At 71.0% G+C, this 22,077-nt stretch carries 21 protein-coding genes; 7 read left to right on the top strand and 14 right to left on the bottom strand.

Going from position 1 to position 22,077, the window contains the following annotated elements; genetic code table 11:
• From Q0A33_RS10245 to Q0A33_RS10255, 3 genes are all read left to right on the top strand, one after another.
• Positions 1–750 (top strand): alpha/beta hydrolase (locus Q0A33_RS10245; protein ID WP_291795889.1); only part of this gene is annotated, 750 nt, incomplete at its 5' end.
• A gap of 150 nt (positions 751–900) precedes the next feature.
• Positions 901–1,812, top strand: coding sequence for an aminotransferase class IV (locus Q0A33_RS10250; RefSeq protein ID WP_291795892.1), 912 nt, complete (start codon positions 901–903; stop codon positions 1,810–1,812).
• Between the two features lie 69 nt (positions 1,813–1,881).
• The gene (locus tag Q0A33_RS10255; RefSeq protein WP_291795895.1) at positions 1,882–2,178 is read left to right on the top strand and encodes a DUF4235 domain-containing protein; all 297 of its coding nucleotides are present in this window, start codon (positions 1,882–1,884) and stop codon (positions 2,176–2,178) included.
• A 200-nt stretch (positions 2,179–2,378) separates the two neighbouring features.
• Here Q0A33_RS10255 and aroD read toward each other — a convergent pair whose 3' ends face one another.
• The gene (gene aroD, locus Q0A33_RS10260; RefSeq protein WP_291795898.1) at positions 2,379–3,158 is read right to left on the bottom strand and encodes a type I 3-dehydroquinate dehydratase; all 780 of its coding nucleotides are present in this window, start codon (positions 3,156–3,158) and stop codon (positions 2,379–2,381) included.
• Positions 3,159–3,579: 421 nt separating this feature from the next.
• Here aroD and Q0A33_RS10265 point away from each other — a divergent pair, with 421 nt between their 5' ends.
• From Q0A33_RS10265 to Q0A33_RS10275, 3 genes are read left to right on the top strand one after another with little or no spacing between them, the layout of a single operon-like run.
• Complete coding sequence (locus Q0A33_RS10265; RefSeq protein ID WP_291795901.1) at positions 3,580–4,962, top strand: glycine betaine/L-proline ABC transporter ATP-binding protein; 1,383 nt, start codon at positions 3,580–3,582, stop codon at positions 4,960–4,962.
• A 3-nt stretch (positions 4,963–4,965) separates the two neighbouring features.
• Positions 4,966–5,883: an ABC transporter permease subunit gene (locus Q0A33_RS10270; RefSeq protein ID WP_291795904.1), complete on the top strand. Its 918-nt coding sequence runs from the start codon at positions 4,966–4,968 to the stop codon at positions 5,881–5,883.
• A 36-nt stretch (positions 5,884–5,919) separates the two neighbouring features.
• Positions 5,920–6,912, top strand: a complete 993-nt coding sequence (locus Q0A33_RS10275) for a glycine betaine ABC transporter substrate-binding protein (RefSeq protein WP_291795907.1) — start codon at positions 5,920–5,922, stop codon at positions 6,910–6,912.
• Between the two features lie 150 nt (positions 6,913–7,062).
• Here Q0A33_RS10275 and Q0A33_RS10280 read toward each other — a convergent pair whose 3' ends face one another.
• Positions 7,063–7,692: an isochorismatase family protein gene (locus Q0A33_RS10280; protein WP_291795910.1), complete on the bottom strand. Its 630-nt coding sequence runs from the start codon at positions 7,690–7,692 to the stop codon at positions 7,063–7,065.
• A 67-nt stretch (positions 7,693–7,759) separates the two neighbouring features.
• Here Q0A33_RS10280 and Q0A33_RS10285 point away from each other — a divergent pair, with 67 nt between their 5' ends.
• The gene (locus Q0A33_RS10285) at positions 7,760–8,542 is read left to right on the top strand and encodes an aldolase/citrate lyase family protein (RefSeq protein WP_291795913.1); all 783 of its coding nucleotides are present in this window, start codon (positions 7,760–7,762) and stop codon (positions 8,540–8,542) included.
• Positions 8,543–8,853: 311 nt separating this feature from the next.
• On the opposite strand, the gene Q0A33_RS10290 is transcribed toward Q0A33_RS10285, so the two are convergent.
• From Q0A33_RS10290 to dcd, 12 genes are all read right to left on the bottom strand, one after another.
• A complete protein-coding gene (locus tag Q0A33_RS10290; protein WP_291795916.1) occupies positions 8,854–9,873 on the bottom strand; it encodes a hypothetical protein in 1,020 nt (339 codons plus the stop codon).
• A gap of 270 nt (positions 9,874–10,143) precedes the next feature.
• Entirely contained in the window at positions 10,144–10,836 is a 693-nt protein-coding gene (locus Q0A33_RS10295) for a hypothetical protein (RefSeq protein ID WP_291795919.1), read from the bottom strand.
• Positions 10,836–12,188 carry a HAMP domain-containing sensor histidine kinase gene (locus tag Q0A33_RS10300; protein ID WP_291795922.1) on the bottom strand — a complete coding sequence of 451 codons (1,353 nt, stop codon included), beginning with the start codon at positions 12,186–12,188 and terminating at the stop codon, positions 10,836–10,838. The genes Q0A33_RS10295 and Q0A33_RS10300 overlap by 1 nt, the downstream gene beginning before the upstream one ends.
• Complete coding sequence (locus tag Q0A33_RS10305) at positions 12,185–12,940, bottom strand: response regulator transcription factor (protein WP_291795925.1); 756 nt, start codon at positions 12,938–12,940, stop codon at positions 12,185–12,187. The genes Q0A33_RS10300 and Q0A33_RS10305 overlap by 4 nt, the downstream gene beginning before the upstream one ends.
• A gap of 75 nt (positions 12,941–13,015) precedes the next feature.
• The gene (gene mnhG, locus Q0A33_RS10310) at positions 13,016–13,420 is read right to left on the bottom strand and encodes a monovalent cation/H(+) antiporter subunit G (RefSeq protein ID WP_291795927.1); all 405 of its coding nucleotides are present in this window, start codon (positions 13,418–13,420) and stop codon (positions 13,016–13,018) included.
• Positions 13,417–14,019: a monovalent cation/H+ antiporter complex subunit F gene (locus Q0A33_RS10315; protein WP_291795930.1), complete on the bottom strand. Its 603-nt coding sequence runs from the start codon at positions 14,017–14,019 to the stop codon at positions 13,417–13,419. The genes mnhG and Q0A33_RS10315 overlap by 4 nt, the downstream gene beginning before the upstream one ends.
• The gene (locus Q0A33_RS10320) at positions 14,016–14,657 is read right to left on the bottom strand and encodes a Na+/H+ antiporter subunit E (protein WP_291795933.1); all 642 of its coding nucleotides are present in this window, start codon (positions 14,655–14,657) and stop codon (positions 14,016–14,018) included. The genes Q0A33_RS10315 and Q0A33_RS10320 overlap by 4 nt, the downstream gene beginning before the upstream one ends.
• The gene (locus Q0A33_RS10325; protein ID WP_291795936.1) at positions 14,657–16,375 is read right to left on the bottom strand and encodes a Na+/H+ antiporter subunit D; all 1,719 of its coding nucleotides are present in this window, start codon (positions 16,373–16,375) and stop codon (positions 14,657–14,659) included. The genes Q0A33_RS10320 and Q0A33_RS10325 overlap by 1 nt, the downstream gene beginning before the upstream one ends.
• Positions 16,372–17,040: a Na(+)/H(+) antiporter subunit C gene (locus Q0A33_RS10330; RefSeq protein WP_291795939.1), complete on the bottom strand. Its 669-nt coding sequence runs from the start codon at positions 17,038–17,040 to the stop codon at positions 16,372–16,374. Before Q0A33_RS10330 ends, Q0A33_RS10325 begins: the two co-directional genes overlap by 4 nt.
• Complete coding sequence (locus Q0A33_RS10335) at positions 17,037–20,117, bottom strand: Na+/H+ antiporter subunit A (protein WP_291795942.1); 3,081 nt, start codon at positions 20,115–20,117, stop codon at positions 17,037–17,039. The genes Q0A33_RS10330 and Q0A33_RS10335 overlap by 4 nt, the downstream gene beginning before the upstream one ends.
• A 227-nt stretch (positions 20,118–20,344) precedes the next feature.
• Positions 20,345–21,382 (bottom strand): hypothetical protein, encoded by a 1,038-nt coding sequence (locus Q0A33_RS10340; protein ID WP_291795945.1) that lies wholly within the window; start codon positions 21,380–21,382, stop codon positions 20,345–20,347.
• The gene (dcd, locus tag Q0A33_RS10345; RefSeq protein ID WP_291795948.1) at positions 21,379–21,984 is read right to left on the bottom strand and encodes a dCTP deaminase; all 606 of its coding nucleotides are present in this window, start codon (positions 21,982–21,984) and stop codon (positions 21,379–21,381) included. Before dcd ends, Q0A33_RS10340 begins: the two co-directional genes overlap by 4 nt.
• Positions 21,985–22,077: the final 93 nt, after the last annotated feature.

Below are 22,077 nucleotides of genomic sequence, written 5' to 3' on the forward strand. Positions count from 1 at the left end.
CTGCCGGGCGGGGGCTGGGTGACGGGCAACGCGGACCTGGCGGACAGCGCGAGCCGGGCGATCGCGAACGCCGCGGGATGCGCCGTGGTCATCGCCACCCCGCAGAAGGCGCCGGAGCACCCCTTCCCCGTTCCGCTCACGGACTGCCTCGCCGCCTACGCCTGGGTCACGGAGCACGCCGCCGGCCTGGGGCTGGACCCGCTGCGGGTGGGACTGGCGGGCGACTCCGCCGGCGGCAACCTCGCACTCGCCACCGCACTGGCGCTCCGCGACCGGACGGAGTTCGAGATCCCCGCGCCGGCAGCGGGGACGCACGCGCCCTTCAGCTGGGCCGCGCCCGAGGCCCCCTCCCCCGCCGCACTCGCACTCGTCTACCCGGTGACGGACGCGGGGCAGGACACCGCGAGCTACGCGGACTTCGGTGCGGGCTGCGGCCTCACGGCCGAGCGCATGGCCTTCTACTGGGACTGCTACGCACCGGGCGAGGAGCGCCGCTCGCCGCTGGCCTCCGTGGGCCGGGCGGAGCTGGGCGGCCTGCCGCCCACACTCCTCGCGACCGCCGGGGCGGATGTGCTGCGCGACGAGGACCTGGCACTGGCGGACAGGCTCCGCGCGGCGGGCGTGCCGGTCACGCAGTGGGACTTCCCCGGGACGCCGCACGGGTTCCTCCACGCGGACGGCGTGCTGCGTGAGGGCGCGGACCTCGTCGACGGGATCGGCGCCTGGGCGGGTGAGGCGCTGCGCGGCTGACACGGGCGCGGGGGCATGAGGTGCAGCGGCGTGCGGGGCGGGCTGTCCACGCCGCGCACACCTGGCACGGCATCCGCGCACCTGGCACGGCATCGGCGGACCCGCCACGGCATCCGCGCACACCGCCGGCGCGGGAATAGGATTGCGCTCATGCCGTACGCGCTCGCACTCATCGACTTCGACGCCGGCGCGGTCGTCCCGCACGACCTCGCCGCCGCGCACCTCCCCGTCGAGGACCTCACCGTCCACCGCGGCGAGGGGATCTTCGAGACCGCCCTCGTCACCGTCGACCCGGCCTCGGGCGCACCCCGCGTGCACGGAGCGGATCTGCACTTCGCACGGTTCCGGGCCTCGGCCCAGGCCCTCGCCCTGCCCGCGCCCCCGCGCGAGCTCTTCGACAAGGCGATCAGCACGGTGGTCGAGGCGACGCTGGGGGACGCGGACGAGTTCGCGGTGCGCTATGCGATGTCCCGCGGCCTCGACTCCCACGCGGACGCGGAGGCGCTGCGGGCGGCGGGGGTGTCCACCGGCGCGCACGGCTGGGTCTTCTCCGCCTCCGTCACGGCGGCGCAGAAGGCGCAGCGGGCGGACGGCATCCGCGCCGTGACCGTCGACCGCGGCTATCCCGCCTACATCGGCGAGTCCGCACCGTGGCTGCTGGTGGGTGCCAAGACGCTCTCCTACGCCGTCAACGAGGCCGCCTCCCGCGAAGCTCGCGCCCGCGGCGCCGACGAGGCGCTCTTCGTCTCCCACGACGGCGTGGTGCTCGAGGGGCCCAACTCCACTCTCGTCATCCGTCGCGGGGACACGCTGCTCACCCCAGATCCGCGCGCGGGCCTGCTGCACGGCACCACCCAGCGCGCCGTCTTCGCCGGAGCGCAGGAGGAGGGGTGGAAGACCGGGTACACGGATCTGAGCGTGGAGGACGTCCTCGCCGCCGACGGCGCGTGGATGGTCTCCTCCGTCCGCACCGCCGTGCCGATCCTCGGCCTCGACGGCACGGACCTGCCCGCGCAGAGCGAACTCACCGCACGCATGCACGCGTGGATCCGCGCCCGCTGACGTTAGGCTGAGACGAGCACCCGCGCGGAGTCCGCGCGCATCCGCAGCCTCATCGTAAGGAGACACTCCATGAACAAGCTCGCTTGGCAGATCCTCGGCACCGGCGGAGCGGCGCTGGCGGCCATCGCCACGCGCAAGGCCCTCGGCGCGGTGTGGGAGAAGTCCACCCACCGCCCCGTGCCGGACAACCCCGCGAACAGCGAGGTGGGCCTCGGCGAGGCGATCGCGTGGACCGTCGTCTCCGGCGTGGGCATCGCCGTCGTCCAGCTGACGGTGCAGCGGTTCGCCGCACAGGCCGTCCGCAGCAGGTTCGGCGAGGAGGCCCTGCCCAAGAAGATGCGCCTGGTCCAGGCCGCGCGGGACTGAGCCGCCCGGCACCGGACTGACAGCCCCAGCGGCACGCCATCGCCCGAGGCCGCCTCTGCGCACGGGGTTCCCGCACCCATGACTCCGGTCCGGTTCATCCGCCGCCGGGCGCCCCTCTGCGCACGGGGTTCCGCGCGCCCGCAGCTCAGAGCGGCCCGGGCACGCGGGCTCCGGGGAGGGCCGGGCTCAGCGTTTCGGGCTCAGCGGCCCAGCGCCTGACGCACGGCGGCGACCTGCGCCGCCGTCATCTGCCCCGGCGCCGAGGCCGCGCCCACCGTCGCGAAGGTCGCCGCTGAGCCGAACTCCGCCGCGCAGAGGCGGGTGAGCCTGCCCCGCTCGCCCATCGCGATCCCGATGACCGGGATCGCGAGCGCCTCCGAGGCCGCATGGGTCGCCTGCATGAGGCCGAAGACGTCCTCCATCGTCTGCGGCATCACCGCGATCTTCGCGACGTCCGCACCCGCAGCCGCCATCCGGTGCAGCCGCGCCTGGATCTCCTCCGCCGGCGGAGTGGCCTCCCACTCGTGCGAGGAGGCCACCACCGCCACCCCGGTCTCCCGTGCCGCGCCGATGAGCTCGAGCGCACCGTCGCGGGCGATCTCCACGTCCACAGCGGACGGCGACACCATCCCGCCGCGGTCGTCCGGTGCCGCCACGCCCATGAGCGCCGCCACGAGCTCGAAGTAGACCTCGAGGGGACACTCACCGCCCTCCGCCTCACTGCGGAAGGTCGCGAGCACGGGCAGGCCCGGCAGCGTGGCGGCCTCGAATCCCTCCACCACTGCACGTGCGGCCCGCGATGACCGCACACCCCACGCATCCTGCGCCTCGAGCAGCGCATCGACGCGCCACTCCAGCACGTCCACGCCGGGCTCCGACCCGGCTGCGGCGGCCTGCGCGGCCACGGCCTCGGCGCTGCCGCCCGTCAGCGGCGCGATGATCGCGGGCACCGCGAGGGGTGCGAACGGAAGTGGCCTCATGCCACCGACTCTACCGGGCAGGGACCATTGCGCCGCACCGCGGATCCTGTGCCCGCACTGGGCTTGACCTGCGGAATCGGTGAGCCGCGACTAACAATCCAGTAACGCACCCGTGACCTGCATCTCCGCAGGTCAGCGCGGCAATCGAACGCTCCGTGCACAAGCGGAGAACGGAACTCCACAAGATATCAACAAGGTCTTCCACAGGGTGAGCGTTAGGCTCGCTCTCAGGCAGGGCGGTGACGTCCCGCCGCCGGACGTCGGCGGAGCGATCCTCCGACGCGGCCTGCGATTCATCCACGGAGGTTGATGGAATGGTGAGTTCGCGATCCGGCAGCAGGGGCCGGATGCGCCGCTCCTCAGCGAACCGCGCATCCGCCAACCGCCTCCGCAGAAGTCGACAGGAAAGGATACGGCCACTGTGGCAGTAGTCCGCGCATCTCATGTCTACAAGGTCTTCGGCCGGCATGAGAGAGAAGTAGTCAAGCGCCTCAAGGCGGGTGAAGACCGCAAGGATCTTGCCGAGCTCGGCACGGCCGCGGTCATCGATGCGAGCTTCGAGGTGGCCGAGGGCGAGATCTTCGTGGTCATGGGGCTCTCCGGCTCCGGCAAGTCCACGCTCATCCGCATGATCAACGGTCTCTGGGACGTCTCCGACGGCTCCATGGAGATCGTCGGCAAGGACATCTCCAAGATGAGCGGCTCGCAGCTGCGTCAGGTCCGCCGCGACCACATCTCGATGGTGTTCCAGCACTTCGCCCTCCTCCCGCACCGCACGGTCCGGGAGAACGCCGCCTACGGCCTCGAACTCCAGGACGTGGGCCCCCGGGAACGCCTGGAGCGCGCCGACGCCTGGCTGGACACCGTGGGCCTGAGCGGCTGGGGCGACAAGTACCCCGGCCAGCTCTCCGGCGGTATGCAGCAGCGCGTGGGCCTCGCCCGCGCGCTGGCCGCGGAGACGGACATCCTCCTCATGGACGAGGCCTTCTCCGCCCTCGACCCGCTGATCCGCCGTGAGATGCAGGACCAGCTCGTCGAGCTGCAGAGCAAGCTCAACAAGACGATCGTCTTCATCACCCACGACCTCAACGAGGCCATGTACCTGGGCGACCACATCGCCGTCATGCGCGACGGCCGCATCGCCCAGATCGGAGACGCCGAGGACATCCTCACCCGGCCTGCGGACGACTACGTGGCGAACTTCGTCCAGGACGTCGACCGCACCCGCGTGCTGACGGCCTCCTCGATCATGCAGGACACCCACGCGGTGGTGACCCACTCCGCGGGCCCGCGCTACGCCATGCGCCTCTTCGAGCGCGAGCGCGTGACCGGCCTCTTCGTGGTCGACCGCACCCGTCATCTCCTGGGGACGGTCTCCGACCGCGCCGTGGTCCGCGCCGCACGTGAGGGCGTCGACACGCTCACGGACATCACGGAGACCGAGGGCATCCTCACCGTCAAGCCGGACACCCCGCTCTCCGAGCTCTTCGCACCGTCCGCCGGTGCGCGCGTGCCGCTGGCCGTGGTGGATGACGACAACCGTCTGCTGGGCATCGTGCCCCGTGTGGCGCTGCTCGACTCGATGGCCCACCTCTCGCCGGAGACCGGTGAGCTGCCGGCCGTCAGCCAGCTGCCGGCCACCGTGGAGCCGCAGGACGAGGTCACGGACGAGTCCCGTGCCGCCGAGGCCGAGGCCCCGGACGCCAAGCCCGGCATCGCCGCCTCGGTGCACGGCGAGACCGAGGACGAGGCGCAGGAGAGCGCCTCCGCATCAGCCACGTCCGACGACCAGAAGGGAGCCTGAGCCATGTGGTTCCTCTTCCCACGCATTCCGCTCGGCCAGTGGGCGGACTCGTTCATCAGCTGGATCCAGAGCGTCTTCGGCTGGCTGCTCGACGGGATCTCGGTCGTCCTGCAGGAGACCTACGAGTTCCTCTTCCTCATCCTCTCCTTCCCCGGGATCCTCGTGGAGAAGGAGATGATCGCGGACTCGTCCGTGATGAAGGCGCTGCTCACGATCCTCATGATCCTCCTCTTCGCAGCCCTCGCCTGGCTCGCCGCTAGCTGGAAGGTCGCGGTCTACACGGTCATCGGGTTCTACGTGATCTACGCGCTCGGCCAGTGGGAGAACGCGATGGCGACGCTCTCGATGGTCGTGGTCGCCGTGGTGATCGCCCTCATCATTGCGATCCCCGTGGGCATCTGGGCTGCGAAGTCGCCCGTCGTTTCCATGATCGTGAAGCCGGTCCTCGACCTCATGCAGGCGATGCCGGCGCTGGCCTACCTGGTCCCCGCCATCGTGATGTTCAGTGTGGGCATCGTGCCCGGCGCCATCGCGACCATCATCTTCTCCCTGCCCCCGGGCGTGCGTCTCACGGAGCTGGGCATCCGGCAGGTCGACCGGGAGACCGTCGAGGCCGGCCAGGCATTCGGCGCGAGCCCCGGTCACATCCTGCGCAAGATCCAGCTGCCGCTGGCGATGCCCACCATCATGGCCGGCATCAACCAGGTCATCATGCTCGCGCTCTCGATGGTCGTCCTCGCCGGCATGGCCGGCTCCGGCGGCCTCGGCGGCGAAGTGGTGGGAGCCATCAGCCGCCTGAATGTGGGCGTCGGCATCGAGTCCGGCCTGGCAGTGGTGCTGCTGGCCGTCTACCTGGACCGCGTGACCGGCGGCCTGGGCAACAAGACCCCGCTCGAGCGCGCCAAGCGCGCCTCGGCGTGACATACCTGAACAACCCGAGAAGAAAGGTCAACAGCGATGAAGACCCGCAAGCTCATGACACTCACCGGTGCGCTGGCCGTCAGCGCGCTCGCACTCACCGCCTGCGGTGAGACCGAGGCCGGCCAGCAGCAGTCGGAGGCACCCGCCGCCGAGGAGGGCGGCACGGACTGGACCAACTGCACCCCGGGCCAGGATTCGGCCGAGGCTGATGTCGCAGCGGACGAGAACAAGAACATCACGATCGGCGCGTACAACGGCTGGGACGAGTCCTTCGCCGTCGCCTATCTCACAGAGAACGTGCTCGAGGACGAGGGCTACACCGTCAACGTGGAAGCGTTCGAGGCGGGCCCCGGATACACCGCCCTCGCGCAGGGTGACATCGACTTCGCGATGGACACCTGGCTGCCGATCACCCATGCCGACTACCTCAACCAGTACGGGGACGACATCGAGGCCGCAGGCTGCTGGTACGACAATGCCAAGCTGACCCTGGCGGTCAACGAGGATTCCCCTGCGCAGTCGATCGCCGACCTGCCCGACATGGTCGACGACTACGGCGGCACCATCTACGGCATCGAAGCGGGTGCGGGCCTGACCCAGCAGACCGAGGAATCGGCCATCCCCACCTACGGTCTCGACGACTACGACTTCAAGATCTCCTCGACTCCGGCGATGCTCGCTGAGCTGAAGTCGGCCACCGATGCCGATGAGAACGTGCTCGTCACGCTGTGGCGTCCGCACTGGGCCTACGATGCCTTCCCCGTCCGCGATCTCGAGGATCCCGAGGGCGCGATGGGCGACGCGGAGCTCATCTACAGCTTCGCTCGGAGCGGCTTCAGCGAGGAGAACCCCGAGGTCTTCCAGCTGGTGAAGAACTTCGTCTTCGACGACGAGCACCTCGCCAGCCTCGAGAACATCATGTTCTCCGACGAGCACTACGGCGGAGAGGACCCGGAGGAGGCCGTCGCCGAATGGGTCGAGGACAACCAGGACTTCGTCGACGACTGGAAGGCCGGCGCACTCGCCTGAGTCACCGGCCTGATCAGCACGGACCGGATGAACGGCACCGGCTGACGGAGTCTCCCGGCTGAGCGCCCCACACGGGGCAGGAGCCGTGAAGCGGCCCGGATCCATGCGGATCCGGGCCGCTTCGTCGTACCGCGTCCGCGGCCGGCAGGGTCACATCTTGAGCCAGACGTCCCCGGCAGGCTTCACGACGGCGCCCGCGTCCTCGGCGTCTGCGAGCCAGTCCACCTGCCCGCCCTCCGGTGTGCGCACGGCGTCGCCGGCGAGCACCACCTCGAATCCCAGCACGAGAGCGGCCATGGAGGTCTGGTAGACGGCGCCGCGGCCGTCGCCGCCGGCCACGATGAGCCGGTCCACGCCGAGGTCGTCCAGACCCTCGGCCAGCTCCTCGACGCCCTCGAAGGCGTCCGGAGCCTCGGAGACGAGCACGAGTTCGTCCTCTCCCGTGCCGTAGACGGTGTCGATGACCGGAGCGACCGGACCCGTCTCCTCCTCGTCGCCGTCCTCCGCGTCCGCGTACACGCTGCGGAACTCCGCGGGCCCGTCCGCGGCAGCTCCCGGCGCCCCCTCGGCACCGTCCGGTCCGCGGCCTCGCGCACCGTCGCCGTGCGGCCCATCGACGGCACCCGCGCCCCCGTCGCCGGCGGCCTCCACCGCGCTGCCGGCGACGTGGAGGATCACCCCGCCCACGCCTCGGGCACGGGCCAGGAGGTCTGCCAGCGCCGCAGGGGAATCAGCGGAGAAGGCCGGGGCGGTCGTGTCGATGAGTAGCAGAGCGTCCATGCCCCCAGCATCCCACGGATCGAGAAGCCGCCGCCGTCGCGGCGGCCGGCGCGGCTATCGTGGCCGGATGACGACTGAGAGCTTCCGCGCGGCGCTGGCCGCAGGCACACCGCAGCTGGGCACGTTCACCCTCGAGTTCGCCACCGCCGGAGTGGGCGCGCTGGCCGCCCGGGCGGGAGCGGACTGGATCCTCTACGATCTCGAGCACACCGGCTGGTCGCTGGACGCGATCCGGGCCTCGCTCGCGGTCTCCCGCAGGGAGCCGATCGCCTCCTTCGTCCGGGTCGCGGGGCCGCAGAAGGACCTCGTCAGCACCGCCCTGGACGCCGGAGCGGAAGGGATCATGATGCCGTGGGTCTCCAGCGCGGAGGAGGCCCGTGAGATCGTCTCGTGGATGAAGTTCCCGCCGGTGGGCGTGCGCGGCTCCGCGTTCGGCCTCGCGCACGACCTCTACCGCGGCGGGGACGCAGCCGCAGCACAGGCCGAGGCCAATGCCTCCACCGTCTTCCTCCCGCAGATCGAGACGCCCGAGGCCGTGGCCGCCGCCGCGGACATCGCCGCCGTGGACGGCGTGGACGTGCTGTTCGTGGGGCCCTTGGACCTCTCCACCAACCTGGGGGTGCCGGGGCAGTGGGACGCGCCGGAGCTCCTCGACGCGCTGCGCACCGTGGCCGAGGCCGCACGCTCCGCGGGCAAGGCGGCCGGGATCTTCTCCCCGGCACGCCCCCTGGCCACCGCGGCGCTGGACATGGGCTACACCGTGCTCTCCGCGGTCCCGGACATCGGCGCGTACCTGCACGGGCTGAGCACGGAGGTCACCGCCCTGCGGAGCCACGCAGCCGGAAGCTGACGCGGCGCCGGAGTGCGCTCGGGGACGTGGCGGGTGCTTCGCAGTGGCGCCGCACCCGCACGACGCGACGAGGGCCCACACCGCGTAGGTGCCTTCCCGCCCACCTATACGTGGGCGGGACGACGCGTTTCCGGGCCGAGCGCATCCGTCACCCCGGGAACCCGCGCAGCCACCCACACATACGCGGACGGTTCCGCACATTTCGGGGCCCACCACCCCGTCGGCGCTCCGCGAAACCCTCACGCTCCACCACTGCCTCACGATTCACGAGACCTGCGCGCTCCAGCACGCCCTCGCGCTTCACCACGCAGTCAACGCGTCACGAGGCCGTCGCGCTCCGCGAGCCTCTCGCGCTGTACGAGGGCGTCGCGGATCCTCTCGAACGGCACCGCGCGGAACAGATCCTTCCACGTGAGGCGGACGACCATGTATCCGAGGTTGCGGAGGGCGTACTCCCGCTCGCGCTCCGCGCGGAAGCTCACATCGCGGTCGTTCCCGTCCGCGGTGTACTTGCTCAGACCGTCCACCTCGACGATCAGCCGCGCACCCCTGTGGAGGAAGTCGACGCGGGCGACGAGATCCCCGTCCCCGCCGCGGATCTCCGCCTGCGGTTCGAAACCGGTGAGCGCATGCTGGAAGAACCGCACTGCACACAGGGATTCGGCCGGCGACTCCCTCCTCTCGTCTGCCTGAGCAAGCACCTTCGCCGCACTCCCCCGCGCCGCCGGGGTGGCGTAGACAGATGCCGCCGCCTCGACCGCTCTCCTCATCGCAGACGCTGCGCCGCCCTCTGCGTCTTCTTCCCTCGCAAGCAGAAGGTCGAGCATGGGGACAGCCAGCTCCAGGCCATGATCACGGGCGATGTCTGCCACCGTGCGCGCTGGCGTGGTCACACGGTAGCCGCCGTTCTCCTCGACATGGCCCGCCGGGAGCCGGCGATCCCGCACACGCAGCCCGTTCCGCCGCCGCGAGCGCCCGGGCACGATGAGTTCCACCGCCTTCTCCCTCACCGTCACCAGCGGCAGCTGATGCACGAGAGCCGCCGCAGTGTGCGAGAGCACCGAGCCGACCGGCTGCCGGCCGCGGATCGCAGCGACCCCGCGCCGCAGTCGTTCGATGTCACCCAGCAGCCCCGGCTGATCCGCCGCGAGGGTGAGCCCCTCGTCCACCGCATATCGCTGCAGGGAGGCGTGTGCCTCCTCCTCACAGCGCCGGGTGAAGGTGTAGCGGTCGCGGCGCACACGGACGAGGCAGCACTGCAGCGCCCTGCGCAGAGCCGCATCCCTGTACCCCAGCGTGTCCAGCATGGCTCGGTCCAAGAACACGTACATGCATGGATCATGCTTTACCGGCTTCTACCGCTCAATAGACATAAGAAGATCTGTGGAAAACCATCCACACGCATCACACGCAGTCGTTCTGCACCGGAAGCACCGCACAGTCAGCTTCCCGCCCACGCGTGCGTGGGCGGGAAGCCGTGTTTCCGGGCCCGGCGTTCTCGCCACCCCTGACACCGTCGCAGCCGCGCACCTATACGTGGGTGGCCAAGCAGGTTCGCGGGTCCGGCTCGCGGCGGCTCGCGGCGGCGACACGCGCTGCGCTCAGCCGCCCATGTCCCAGGCGGGTGCAGCGATGGAAGCGCCTTCCACCGTGAGGTGCGACAGCGAGGCGGCCGCGTACTCGCGCGTCTGCTGATCGTCGGAGGCGAAGCTGAAGGTGACGTTCACCTGGTAGAGCTGGCCGGAGACCGGGTAGTGCGCGATGACCCCCATCACGGTGGTGGGCTCGCCCTTGTACAGGGGCTCCTCCTCGCCCAGCTCCGCCTGGTACGCCCAGTAGTAGCCCTCGCCGGCCGGGCTCGTCTTCTCCACCACGATCTGCGTGTCCCTGTCGCTGAACTGGTAGCTGCGAGAGCTGTCCACCCCCTCCGCCGCAGAATCGCCGAAGCTGGTGGTGCAGTACACGCTCACCCCCGCAGCGTCGATGCCGGCGTCCACGGGCATCCCGTAGTAGGAGCCGCCGGAGGTGCTGCCGGTCCAGTCCTCGGGCGCGTAGAGCGACACACGGGCGGGGCAGGAGGAGCCCAGCGAGAGGCTGAGCTGCTCCATCCCCTCCGTCGAGGGCCCCTCCGTCTCCTCGATCACCGGTTCCGGCCCCTGGGTGGTCTGCGCACTGATCCGCACCGGGCCGCCGTCCCCGGTCGCCACGCGCACGCCCACCAGACCGCAGCCCGTCAGCATGACCGCCGCCGAGGCCGCCCCCACGGCCAGCGCACCCCGCCTGAGCACGGACATCAGCGCCGCCCTTCGCCGTCAGGACGTGCACCGCCGGGGGTCGGAGACTGCTCAGGCCCCGAAGGCTGCGGCGGCTGCCCCGGCTGCGGTGCCGGCTGCGGACCTCGGCCCTGTGAACCCTGGCCCTGTGAACCCTGGCCCTGCGAGCCCTGGCCCTGCTGACCCTGAGCCTGCGGACCCACCGGAGGCTTGAACTTGCGGTACGGTCCGGAGTCGAACCCCGGACCGCCCAGCGACTCACCCGTGCTGGTGTCCACGAGTGCACCGTCGATCGTCTGGATGCGGCGGCGGGATCCCCGGCGCGGCGTCCCCATGAATCGCCGTTCGTCCTGGCTGAGCTCGCGCGGCGGCAGGAACTGCGGCGCACCGCTGCCCACCCGGCCCCTCTGCTCCTGGAACGGCCGCACGGCACGGGAGCCCGCGGCCACGTGCGCCATGTCCGCTCCCGGCACCTGCGCGCCGCCCCGGCCGCTCTGCGGGGCGTCGCCCATCACCGGCAGCACGAGGCGCACCGAGGTGCCGACGCCTTCCTGGCTGAACAGCTCCACGGTGCCGCCGTGCCGGGCGATGATCGCGCGCACCAGCGACAGCCCCATCCCGGAGCCGGCCACGGCGCGCACCTTGGACCCGCGCTGCAGCTCGTCCCACACACGGGTCTGCTCATCCACCGGGATGCCGGAGCCGGTGTCCGCCACCTCGACGACCACCCAGCGGTGGTGGTCGATGATCTGCTCGTTGGCGCGCAGCTCCACGGTGTCCGTGTCCGCCGAGTACTTGATCGCGTTCCCCAGCAGGTTGAGGATCGCGGAGAGCAGCAGATCCTCCTCGCCCGCGACCTCGGGCAGCTTCCAGGGGGCCCGGGCGACCGTCGCGACGATCATCCGGTCCTCGGCGCCCGGCGCGGTCCGCGCGTCCTCCACGGCCTGGTGGATGAGCCGGTCCATGTCCACGCGCTGGAAGGCGATGGAGCGCGTCTCCACGTCCGCCAGCTTCCGCAGGTCCGCGAGCAGGCGGGCCACCCGCCGGGCGGAGGAATCGATCTGCCGGACCGCGGGCCCGACGATCTGCGGATCCGGGTTCGCGTCCTCGACGGCGCCGCGCACCGTCGCGACGGAGGTGCGCAGCGCCGTGAGCGGGTTCTTCAGCTCGTGGTCGAGGCGCACGAGCATGCGGTTGCGCCGCTGCACCGCGTCCTCCTCCACGCGCCGGCGCTCCTCCTCCGTGACGGCCGCGCGGCTGCGCACGATCCAGCGCCACAGCAGCCATCCGCCCACCGCGAGAGCGGCGCACACCACCAGCACCAGCACGATGAGAAGCCACGCACGGACCTCGACGACTATGTAGCTGTTCATCGCTGCGCGTCCGCTCCCCTGACCTCCGCCACGAACCGGTAGCCGCGGCCCGGGACGGTCGCGATCCAGCGCGGCTCCGAGGCGTCCTCCCCCAGCACCCGCCGCAGCTCCGCCACCCGCGAGTCCACCGCACGGGTGCCCACGACGTCGTCGAACCCCCACAGCACCTCCAGCAGCCGCGCACGCTCCACGAGCTCGCCCTGGTGGACCATGAGGTACTCGAGGAGTGTGAAGCCCTTGGGCGTGATGACGAGCTCCCGTTCGCCCAGCCAGGCGCGGCGGCCCACCCTGTCCAGCCGCAGGCCGAAGGTGGAGAGGAGCATCGTGGCGGTCGCGAGCGGCGGGCCGTCGTTCCGTGTGCGTCGCAGCACCGCCCGCACCCGCGCGACGAGCTCATGGGGGTCGAACGGCTTGTTGAGGTAGTCGTCCGCGCCCTCCTCCAGAGCCATGGCCCGCTCCACCGCCTCGCCCACCTGGGTGAGCAGGACGACGGGGACCCAGTTCTCCTCGCGGCGCAGCGTGCGCAGGACCTCACGCCCGTCGGCACCGGGCATGAGCACGTCGAGGACGCAGGCATCGGGTCTGTGCCGCCGGATCTCGTCGAGGGCCAGCATGCCGTCCGAGGCCGCGATCACCCGGAAGCCCGAGCGTTCGAGGAAGGGCACCACCGCGCCCAGGACGTCCGGTTCGTCGTCAGCGACGAGGACGAGCGGACTCGTCCCGCCGTTCCCGGTTGTGGGTTGGCTCGTCATCGTGGCGTCCAGCCTCGCCTTCGTCTGGGGCTCCGGCCCGGCCGGAGAGACCCGGTGCGTCCGGACGCGGGAGCCCTATGCGGTGTGCTTCCCCTCGTCTGCCCGTTCCTTGTCCCCGCGTTCGCGTTCGGCCACCTCACGGGCCTGCGCACGCGACACGGCGTCGGACAGCTCGTCGCGATACAGCATAGACCGACGCAGATGCTTGGTACGATAACCGGCTCGGCCCACCATGTGTGCGGCCACCGGCACCGTGAAGAGCTGGAAGAGGACGATGAGCAGCATGGTGGAGATGGGGCCCCACTGGAACACCTGCACCGTCACCGCGAACATCACGAGCACCAGCCCGAACAGCTGCGGCTTGGAGGCCGCGTGCATGCGCGAGAGGAGATCGGGGAACCGCAGCGCACCCACGGCGGCGGCGAGCGAGAGCAGCCCCGCGCCCGCGATCATCACGAGTGTGATCGTGTCCTGGATCATGCGCGCTCACCGTTCCCTTCCGCCGCGCTGCCTTCCCGGGGCGCGCTGCCTTCCTGCGGCTCCCGCTCCGCGGCGGTGCCGGGGTCGTTCGCCCGCGCTCCGGCGTCCGGGCGGCCCGCGAGCTCCCCGAGGCCGCTGGCCTGGACCTCGGCTCCGGCCTGTCCCGTCTCCGCGTGGCGGATCTCGTCCTCACGCGTGGCCGCGTCCTTCACCTGGGGAAGGGCGCCCGAGGCGCGCAGCGCCTGGCTGCCCGTGTCACGGCGGCGCGCACGGCGGGTGCGGGGCGTCGTGCGCATGTCCGAGCGGGAGACGTAGCGGGAGACGCTCACGGACCCCACGAAGCCGAACATCGCGATGACGAGCATCACCGGCAGCACGTCCGTCCGTCCGGAGACCGCCGCGAACCCGCCCAGACCGCACATGATGGTGGCGAGCAGCACGTCCGTCGCGATCATCCGGTCGAGGATCGAGGGCCCCTTGATGATGCGGACGACGGAGAGGACCGCGGCGGCGAAGAACAGCATCCCCACGGCCGCGGACACCAGCACGAGGGTGCCCGAGCTGTAGTCGCCGGCGAGGTTTCCGAAGGCCGTGGTCATGCGCCCTCCTTCACCTGGCGTGCGAGCTTGGCCCGCAGCGCACGGGCGCGGATGGTCCGGCTCTCCAGCACGGGCGGCAGACCCTTGGCCTCGCGCGCCTCGTTGAGCGCCTGCACGTCGTGCGGGGAGCCTAGCGTGCAGATGAGCAGGTGCTCGATCCGGTGCGTCTGCCTCCGGGCGTTCTCCATCTCCTCCTCGTCCGCGCAGTTGAGCACGTGGACGAAGACGACGGCGCGTGCACGGTCGATCTCGATGACGAGCGAACCGGGGATGAGGCCGTTCACCATCGTCACGAGGGTGATGAGCAGGTCCGAACGCGTCGCGAGGTCCACCGCCACGACGGAGCCGGCGGCCACCGGCTTGGGCCGGAAGCTCAGCCACGCGACCTGGAACGAGGCCGCCAGCACGTGCGCGCAGAACCAGACGACGAACCAGGCGCCGTAGAGCACGTTGATCCGGCCGGACAGCTCGATGGGCGGCAGGTAGAACAGACGGGTCACGCCCAGCGCCACGACGAGCCCGGTGAGGACAGTGAGGACGCTCACGCTGTCCCAGAGGAACACCCAGACGACCACGAGGACGGCGATGTAGAGGACGGCCTCGACGAAGCCCTGGCGGCGCCGGAGACGGTGCGGCATCACGGCTTCCCCCCTTCTGCGTGGGCGGCTTCAGCAGGACCGGTGCCCTCACCGGCCTCGGCGGCCCCGTCCTCGCCGGAGCTCCCGGCACCCGCACCGGCGTCCGCGGACCGGCCCTCGGAGGCACCCTGCGCGGGATCGGAGCCGAGCACGGCGGACGAGTACGTGCCGGCACCCCGCAGGTTCTCCGCGGCGCGTCCGGACACCTCCCACAGCGGTGCGGCGAGGACGGTGAGCATACAGGACACCACGACCATCCCGGCGGTCGCCACCATCATGAGCGAGGGCATCCGCACGGACGGCTTCCACCGCTCACCGTGCATGAGGGCGGTCTTGCGCTCCGCCGCCTCCTCCACGAGCGCCGGGGTGGGGTCCTCCGCCTCCGCGGGCTCGCGCCAGAACGCCACGTTCCAGGACTTGCCGATCACGTACAGCGTGAGCAGCGAGGTGAGGGTGCCCGCGACGATGAGCACGACGACCAGCCAGTCTCGCGTGTGGAAGCCGGCGTCGAACAGCGCCACCTTGCCGATGAAACCGGAGAACGGCGGGATGCCCGCGAGGTTGAGCGCGGGGATGAGATAGAAGATGCTCACGACGGGCGCCAGCACGGACAGGCCGCCCAGCTTCCGCAGCGAGGTGGACCCGCCCCGCATCTCGATGAGGCCGATCGCGAGGAACAGCGCCGTCTGCGCCACGATGTGGTGCAGGGTGTAGTAGATCGCCGCGTGCACGCCCTCCACCGTGCCCATCGCCACGCCGAACAGCATGTAGCCGATGTGCGAGACCAGCGTGAAGGACAGCATGCGCTTGATGTCCGACTGCGCGATGGCGCCGAGGATGCCCACGATGAGCGTGAGACCGGCGATGATGAGCAGCGGCACGCGCAGGCTGGAGGTGGAGAACAGCACGGTCTCCGTGCGGATGATCGCGTAGATGCCCACCTTGGTCAGCAGGCCGGCGAACACCGCCGTCACCGGCGCCGGTGCGGTGGGGTAGGAGTCCGGCAGCCAGAACGAGAGCGGGAACACCGCCGCCTTCACCCCGAATCCCAGCAGCAGGCTGATGTGCAGGATGAGCTGGATGTCCACCGGCAGCTCGCTCAGCCGCCCGGCCAGCTGGGCCATGTTGACGGTGCCGGTGGCGCCGTAGATGAGGGCGATGGCGGACAGGAACAGCACCGAGGACACGAGCGAGATGACGATGTAGGTCACGCCCGCACGGATGCGCGCGGTGGTCGCGCCCAGGGTCAGCAGCACGTAGGAGGCCGCGAGCAGCATCTCGAAGCCCACGTAGAGGTTGAACAGGTCGCCGGCGAGGAAGGCGTTGGACACGCCCGCGCAGAGGATGAGGTAGGCGGGGTTGAAGATGGAGACGGGCGTGTCGTCCGACTGCTCCGTCTCCGCCATCTCCTGTCCGGCCGCGTAGATGTACACGCCGAGCGTGACGATCGAGGAGACCACCAGCATGAGCACCGCCAGCCGGTCCGCCACGAGCGCGATGCCCCACGGCAGCGCCCAGCCGCCCACCGCGAGCACCTGCGTGCCGTGGTAGTCGACTCCGATGAGCAGGAGGATCGACAGCGCCGTGGTGAGCGAGAGCGTGACGGCGGTGATGACGAGCTGCACCCGCGGATGCCGCTGGAAGATCAGCGTCGCCGCGGCCGCCAGCAGCGGCAGGATGACGGGCAGGGCGAGGAGCTGACCGAGGAGTGCGCTCATGCCCGTCCTCCTTCGCTCGTCTCGTCGTCTGCGGTGCCGGGTTCCGGTGCGGGGGCCGCACCCGAGGCCGCGCCGGGTGCCGCGGCCTCACCCACGTCCCCGGAGAACTCGGTCCCCCCGCCGTCTGTCCTGCCGCCGGGCTCCGGTTCCGCCGTCGCCGCCTCGCGGAGCGCGGCGCGCACCTGCGGGGTGGAGTCCCGGTCGAGGTCCAGCGGATGGTCCTCCACCGGGTCCGTCGCCTCGTCGCCGAACTCCGTGTCGTCGTACTCGCCGCTCGTGCCGGCCTCGTCCCCGGATTCGCGGGAGCGCTCGAGCGCCACCCGCACGTCCTCGAGGTCGTCCTGGAGGGTCTCGTCGCGGACGAAGCGCCAGGACCGGTAGATCATCGCCAGCAGGAAGGCCGTGATGCCGAAGGTGATGACGATGGCGGTGAGGATGAGCGCCTGCGGGAGCGGATCCAGCATGCCCTCCGTGGAGAGGTCGACGCCGTCCGTGAGCGGCGCGCCGCCGGGAGGCCCCGCGGTGAGCAGGAGGAGCACGTTGGTGGCGTTGCCCACGAGCATGAAGCCGAGCAGCACGCGGGTGAGCGAGCGGTCGAGCATGAGGTAGACGCCTGCGGCGTACATGACGCCCATGGCCGCGAGCATGATGAGGGGAGGGGTCACAGCCGGCCTCCCGCGGAGGAGCCGTCGACGTCCAGGTGGTCACGTCCCATGATGGCGCGGATCCTCTTGTCCCTGTCCGGGTCCTCGGTGCCCGGCAGCTTCTCCGCCAGGGTCTCCTCGTCCCGCTCCTGCTGGATGTCGACCTCCACGCCCAGGCTGCGCACCACGCCCACCATGAGCGAGATGACCACGAGGTACACGCCGATGTCGAAGATCGTGGACGAGCCGAAGCTCACGTAGCCCAGCACCGGCAGCTCGGTGGACACGTAGAACGACTGGAGCGCGGAATCGGACCACAGATAGCCGGCCACGGCCGTGCCGGCCGCGAGCACCATGCCCACGCCCATGACCGGGCCGGGCTGCAGGCGGACGGCCTCGGCGTACTCGTACCGGCCTCCGGCGAGGTAGCGGATGACGAAGGCGAGGCCCGCCACGAGCCCTCCGGCGAAGCCGCCGCCGGGCAGGTTGTGGCCGGCGAACAGCAGGTAGACGGAGAAGACGAGGAAGGCGTGGAACATGAGGCGCACCGCGACCTCGAGCACGATCGAGCGGTTGTGCGGGGCCAGCGTGCGGCCGGCGAGCAGCCAGGAGTTCCGGCGCTCCTCCGCTGTCTCCTGACCCTGTCTGGCGAGCATCGCGGCGGCCTCGGGGTCCGCGGGCTCGCCCACGCGGCGGAGGGAGACGGTCTCCAGCACGGGCTCCGCGAACCGGCGGCGACCGCCCGGCGCCCCGGAGATCCGCTGGATGGCCTCGCCGTGGCCGCTGACGAACACGAGGCTGGCCACGCCGATCGCACAGGCGATGACGACGGAGAGCTCGCCCATGGTGTCCCAGCCGCGGATGTCCACGAGGGTGACGTTGACGATGTTCTCACCGTGCCCGCCCTCGTAGGCCAGCGCCGGGAACAGCTCGGAGATGGGCAGGTGCCCGCGGGCGCCCATGACCACGAGGGCGACGACCACCATGAGGACGCCGAAGGAGACGGCGATGAGCGCGCGCAGCGAGGGGTTGAGCCGGCCCTCCTGCTTGCCGATCCGGGCGGGCAGGCGGCGCAGGACGAAGACGAACACCGCGAGGGTGACGGATTCGACCAGGATCTGGGTGAGGGCGAGGTCCGGGGAGCCCTGGACCGCGAAGAAGGCCACCATCGCGTACCCGGTCACGCCCACGATCACCACGGCGGCGAACCGCTTGTCGATCTGTGTGGCCGCGACGGCGGCGAGGATCATGACGGCGGCGATGAAGATCTGCAGCGGGCTGTCCGCGAACACGAAGCCGGAGGGCCACGTGTCGTTGAGCAGCAGCGCGATCCCCAGCGCCGCGAGGGAGAAGACGTAGATGACGCCCTGGTAGAACGGCATGGAACCGCGCTGGGTGCGCGCCGTGACGAAGGACGCGAACCGCTCCAGCTGCGCGATGGTGCTGCGGTAGGCGGCGCGGAAGTCGATGCCGTCCGGCAGCGCCACCTGGAAGACGCTCACCTGACGGCGGAAGACGAACATCGTCAGCCCCGCGGCGAGGGTGAGCCCGGAGAGCAGCAGCGCCGGCTCGAACCCGTGCCACAGCGCCACGTGGTAGGCGTGCGTGTGCTCGCCCGCAGCCGCGAGCGCGGCGTCCGCGGGGTCCAGAGGCAGGTGGCGGGACCAGGCGGTGACCACCGAATCGATGAGGGAGGCGCCGAAGGCGGCACCCACCGTGACGACCGTGAGGACCGCGGGAGCGGCGGTGAAGAGCGGCCCGTCCGGCTTGGTGCGCTCGAATCGCTCCACCCCGGGCTTGACGGCGAAGGCGCCCCAGACGAACCGCGCGGAGTAGGCGACGGTGAGGACGGAGCCCAGGAACACGCCGATGAGCGCGATGATGCCCAGCTTGGACCCGTTCTCCAGCAGAGTGCCGTAGACGGCCTCCTTGGCCACGAAGCCCATGGTGGGCGGCAGACCGGCCATCGAGGCCGCGGCGATGATCCCCATGACGGCGATGAGGGGGTAGGCGCGGCCGTAGCCGGAGAGCTTCCGGAGGTCTCTCGTGCCGGCCCGGTGGTCGATGATGCCCACCACCAGGAACAGCGTGGCCTTGAACATGGAGTGGCCCAGGAGGAGCGCGAGGGCGGCCGTGGTCACGTCGCGGTAGCCGAACGCGGACACCGTCGTCATGAATCCCAGCTGGGAGACGGTGCCGTAGGCGAGGATGAGCTTGAGGTCCGTCTCCTTGAGCGCCTGCCAGCCGCCCATCAGCATGGTGAGCAGGCCCAGGGTCACGAGGCCCTCCCGCCACACCGGCATGTCCGCGAAGCCGGGCGCGAGGCGGAGGACGAGGTAGACGCCGGCCTTCACCATCGCCGCCGCGTGCAGGTAGGCGCTCACCGGGGTGGGAGCGGCCATGGCGCCGGGCAGCCAGAAGTGGAAGGGGACCAGCGCGGACTTGGACACCGCGCCCACGAGGATGAGGAGGACGGCGACCACGGTGAGCGGATCACCGTCGAAGCCGGTCTCGACGATCGCGGGGATGCTGCCGGTGCCGTAGAGGATGCCCAGCAGGATCATGCCCACGAACATCGTCAGCCCGCCGGCCGTCGTGACGATGAGCGCCTGCAGCGCGGCCCGCCGCGACTGCTGCCGCCAGGCGTACTGGCCGATCAGCAGGTAGGAGAACACCGTGGTGCCCTCCCAGAAGAGGAACAGGGTGAGCAGCTCGTCGGCGAGGACCAGGCCGTACATCATGCCGACGAACGCCATGAGGACGCCGCCGAACCGCGCCAGCCGCGCCTCGTCCGCATCGAAGTAGCGTGCGCAGTAGACGAACACGAGGCCGCCCACCGCCGTGACGAGGAGGCTGAAGATCCAGGCGAGGGAGTCCATGCGCAGCGCCATGGACATGCTCAGCTCCGGCAGCCAGCGCAACTCTGCGACGGGCGCGGAGAAGTCGTCCCGGAGCACGTCCGGGAGGAGGGAGAGCGAGTACGCGAAGCCCGCGAAGGGGACGAGGGAGAGGAGCACGAAGGCCGTGCGCCCCACCAGCCGGAACAGCAGGGGTGCCGCGAGCGCCGCAAGGAACATAGCTCCGAGCAGCACTGTCATCAGCTCACCCCTCAGCAGTCGGTTCCGTCGCGCGCAGGCTCCATTTTTCCACAGATCGGACGGTGTGCATAAATCTTCGTCTCAGAGTGCGGTCGCGGAGTTGCAGCAAGCCGCACGAGAGGAGGACTATAGCCCTCCTCACGGAGCCCGAGGCCTCGGGCGGAGACTCCCCCGCCCCCGCGGGAGCGCTTCCGGCAGCCGAGACGGCCCCGCCCAGGGTGCGGCGGTCAGGCCGCGCCGAGCTGCTGAGCGGAGACCAGGAAGCCGGCCTCGTCCACGCCGGCACCCGCGACCGCGGTCATGATCTCCCGCGCGCATCGCTCCAGGACGCCGATCGCGGCGGTGCGGATCCGCGCGAACTCCGGGTCCGCTGTGGGCAGCCGCCCCAGTCCCTCGGGATCCTCCCAGCGCACGGTGTACACGATCTGCTCCCCCGTGGTGTGCGCCCGGATGATGGCCGGCAGCTGCGTCTCCAACATCACCTGGATCTCGATGCGGCCCGCCCGCGGGCCCAGCACGTCGTCCAGCGGGACCTCGATCGCATAGCCGTCGAGCACGACCGGATCGTCGGTGCGCACGCGGCTCTCGGCGGTGGCGTGTGCGCCGGCCGGCGGGCGGGGCAGCCGGGCCTGCGGCGCAGCCCGCACGATGCGGCCCAGCAGGACCTGAGGGTCGAGCCAGTACTCCGAGTAGACGAAGAGGCCGGGGGTCAGCTCCGGATCCGGCCGCAGGAAGCGCGGCTCCCGCACGGCGTCCGCAAGACCGTCGCCGGGACCGGCTGCGAATGCGCCGGCGGAACCGGGGTCGTCGAGCCGGGCCTCAGCCGCCCAGGGTTCGTCCGCGAGGCGGATGACGAGGCCCAGCCGCCGCGCCACCGCGATGAGCTCGTCGAGGACGCGCCCCTCCTCCTTGCACGGCAGCCCTGCCGGGAAGCACTCATGCAGTCCGTCCACGTCAGGCAGCCAGGCGGGCGGAGGGACGGGCTCACGGTCGCGCGGACACTCGAGCGCGTAGAGACCCGCCGTCTCCGGCGGCAGGGAGAGCGCGGCGCTGAGCTCCCGGTCCACGGGGAACGGGCCCACGAGCTGGGAATGACGTGTGATGCGGTAGGAGTGCGCACCGGCCTCCCCCGGCACCGGCCGGCCGGGAGGCAGCTCCGGGCGGAGATTGCGCAGGAGGCTCACGACGTCCTGCGGCTCGAGCTCCGCGTCGAGCAGCAGAAGGTGGGAGCCGGAGAACGCCCGGGCGCGCTCGGAGACGCTCATGCCCCGGCCTCGGGCGCGGTCTCCGCGGCGGGGCTCCGGTAGAAGTCGAGGTGCGAACGGGAGGCCGTGGGTCCGCGCTGCCCCTGGTATCGATTGAGGTTGCCGGCCGTGCCGTAGGGGCTCTCCGCCGGGGAGGAGAGGCGGAAGAAGCACAGCTGGCCGATCTTCATTCCCGGCCACAGCGTGATCGGCAGGGTCGCCACATTGGACAGCTCGAGCGTGACGTGGCCGGAGAAGCCGGGATCGATGAACCCTGCAGTGGAATGCGTGAGGAGGCCCAGCCGGCCCAGGGAGGACTTGCCCTCGAGCCGGGCCGCGACATCCTCCGGGAGCGTGACGAGCTCCAGAGTGGAGGCGAGGACGAACTCGCCGGGGTGCAGGACGAAGGGCTCACCGGGGTCCACCTCCACCGCCCGCGTGAGCTCCGGCTGGTCCTGCGCCGGATCGATGACCGAGTACTTGTGGTTGTCGAACAGGCGGAAGAAGCGGTCGAGGCACACGTCCACGCTCGCCGGCTGCACGAGGGCGGGGTCGAAGGGGTCCAGCCGTACGCGGCCGGCATCGATCTCGGTGCGGATCTCGCGATCGGATAGGAGGCTCACACTGCAAATGTACCCTCCGGGGCAAGCCTCCCGACACGCGAACAGCGGTGCCGCGAACACCGTACGATCGCGCTCCCCCACACCCCTTCCACC

It is taken from the genome of Brevibacterium sp. (genome assembly GCF_022712115.1).
Lineage (GTDB): Bacteria > Actinomycetota > Actinomycetes > Actinomycetales > Brevibacteriaceae > Brevibacterium > Brevibacterium salitolerans.

What these genes read in the sequence shown, in the direction of transcription:
- Q0A33_RS10250 (WP_291795892.1), top strand. Translation starts at nt 901, where the DNA reads ATGCCGTACGCGCTCGCACTCATCGACTTCGACGCCGGCGCGGTCGTC.
- Q0A33_RS10255 (WP_291795895.1), top strand. Translation starts at nt 1,882, where the DNA reads ATGAACAAGCTCGCTTGGCAGATCCTCGGCACCGGCGGAGCGGCGCTG.
- aroD (WP_291795898.1), bottom strand. Translation starts at nt 3,158, where the DNA reads ATGAGGCCACTTCCGTTCGCACCCCTCGCGGTGCCCGCGATCATCGCG.
- Q0A33_RS10270 (WP_291795904.1), top strand. Translation starts at nt 4,966, where the DNA reads ATGTGGTTCCTCTTCCCACGCATTCCGCTCGGCCAGTGGGCGGACTCG.
- Q0A33_RS10275 (WP_291795907.1), top strand. Translation starts at nt 5,920, where the DNA reads ATGAAGACCCGCAAGCTCATGACACTCACCGGTGCGCTGGCCGTCAGC.
- Q0A33_RS10280 (WP_291795910.1), bottom strand. Translation starts at nt 7,692, where the DNA reads ATGGACGCTCTGCTACTCATCGACACGACCGCCCCGGCCTTCTCCGCT.
- Q0A33_RS10285 (WP_291795913.1), top strand. Translation starts at nt 7,760, where the DNA reads ATGACGACTGAGAGCTTCCGCGCGGCGCTGGCCGCAGGCACACCGCAG.
- Q0A33_RS10290 (WP_291795916.1), bottom strand. Translation starts at nt 9,873, where the DNA reads ATGTACGTGTTCTTGGACCGAGCCATGCTGGACACGCTGGGGTACAGG.
- Q0A33_RS10295 (WP_291795919.1), bottom strand. Translation starts at nt 10,836, where the DNA reads ATGTCCGTGCTCAGGCGGGGTGCGCTGGCCGTGGGGGCGGCCTCGGCG.
- Q0A33_RS10300 (WP_291795922.1), bottom strand. Translation starts at nt 12,188, where the DNA reads ATGAACAGCTACATAGTCGTCGAGGTCCGTGCGTGGCTTCTCATCGTG.
- Q0A33_RS10305 (WP_291795925.1), bottom strand. Translation starts at nt 12,940, where the DNA reads ATGACGAGCCAACCCACAACCGGGAACGGCGGGACGAGTCCGCTCGTC.
- mnhG (WP_291795927.1), bottom strand. Translation starts at nt 13,420, where the DNA reads ATGATCCAGGACACGATCACACTCGTGATGATCGCGGGCGCGGGGCTG.
- Q0A33_RS10315 (WP_291795930.1), bottom strand. Translation starts at nt 14,019, where the DNA reads ATGACCACGGCCTTCGGAAACCTCGCCGGCGACTACAGCTCGGGCACC.
- Q0A33_RS10320 (WP_291795933.1), bottom strand. Translation starts at nt 14,657, where the DNA reads ATGCCGCACCGTCTCCGGCGCCGCCAGGGCTTCGTCGAGGCCGTCCTC.
- Q0A33_RS10325 (WP_291795936.1), bottom strand. Translation starts at nt 16,375, where the DNA reads ATGAGCGCACTCCTCGGTCAGCTCCTCGCCCTGCCCGTCATCCTGCCG.
- Q0A33_RS10335 (WP_291795942.1), bottom strand. Translation starts at nt 20,117, where the DNA reads ATGACAGTGCTGCTCGGAGCTATGTTCCTTGCGGCGCTCGCGGCACCC.
- Q0A33_RS10340 (WP_291795945.1), bottom strand. Translation starts at nt 21,382, where the DNA reads ATGAGCGTCTCCGAGCGCGCCCGGGCGTTCTCCGGCTCCCACCTTCTG.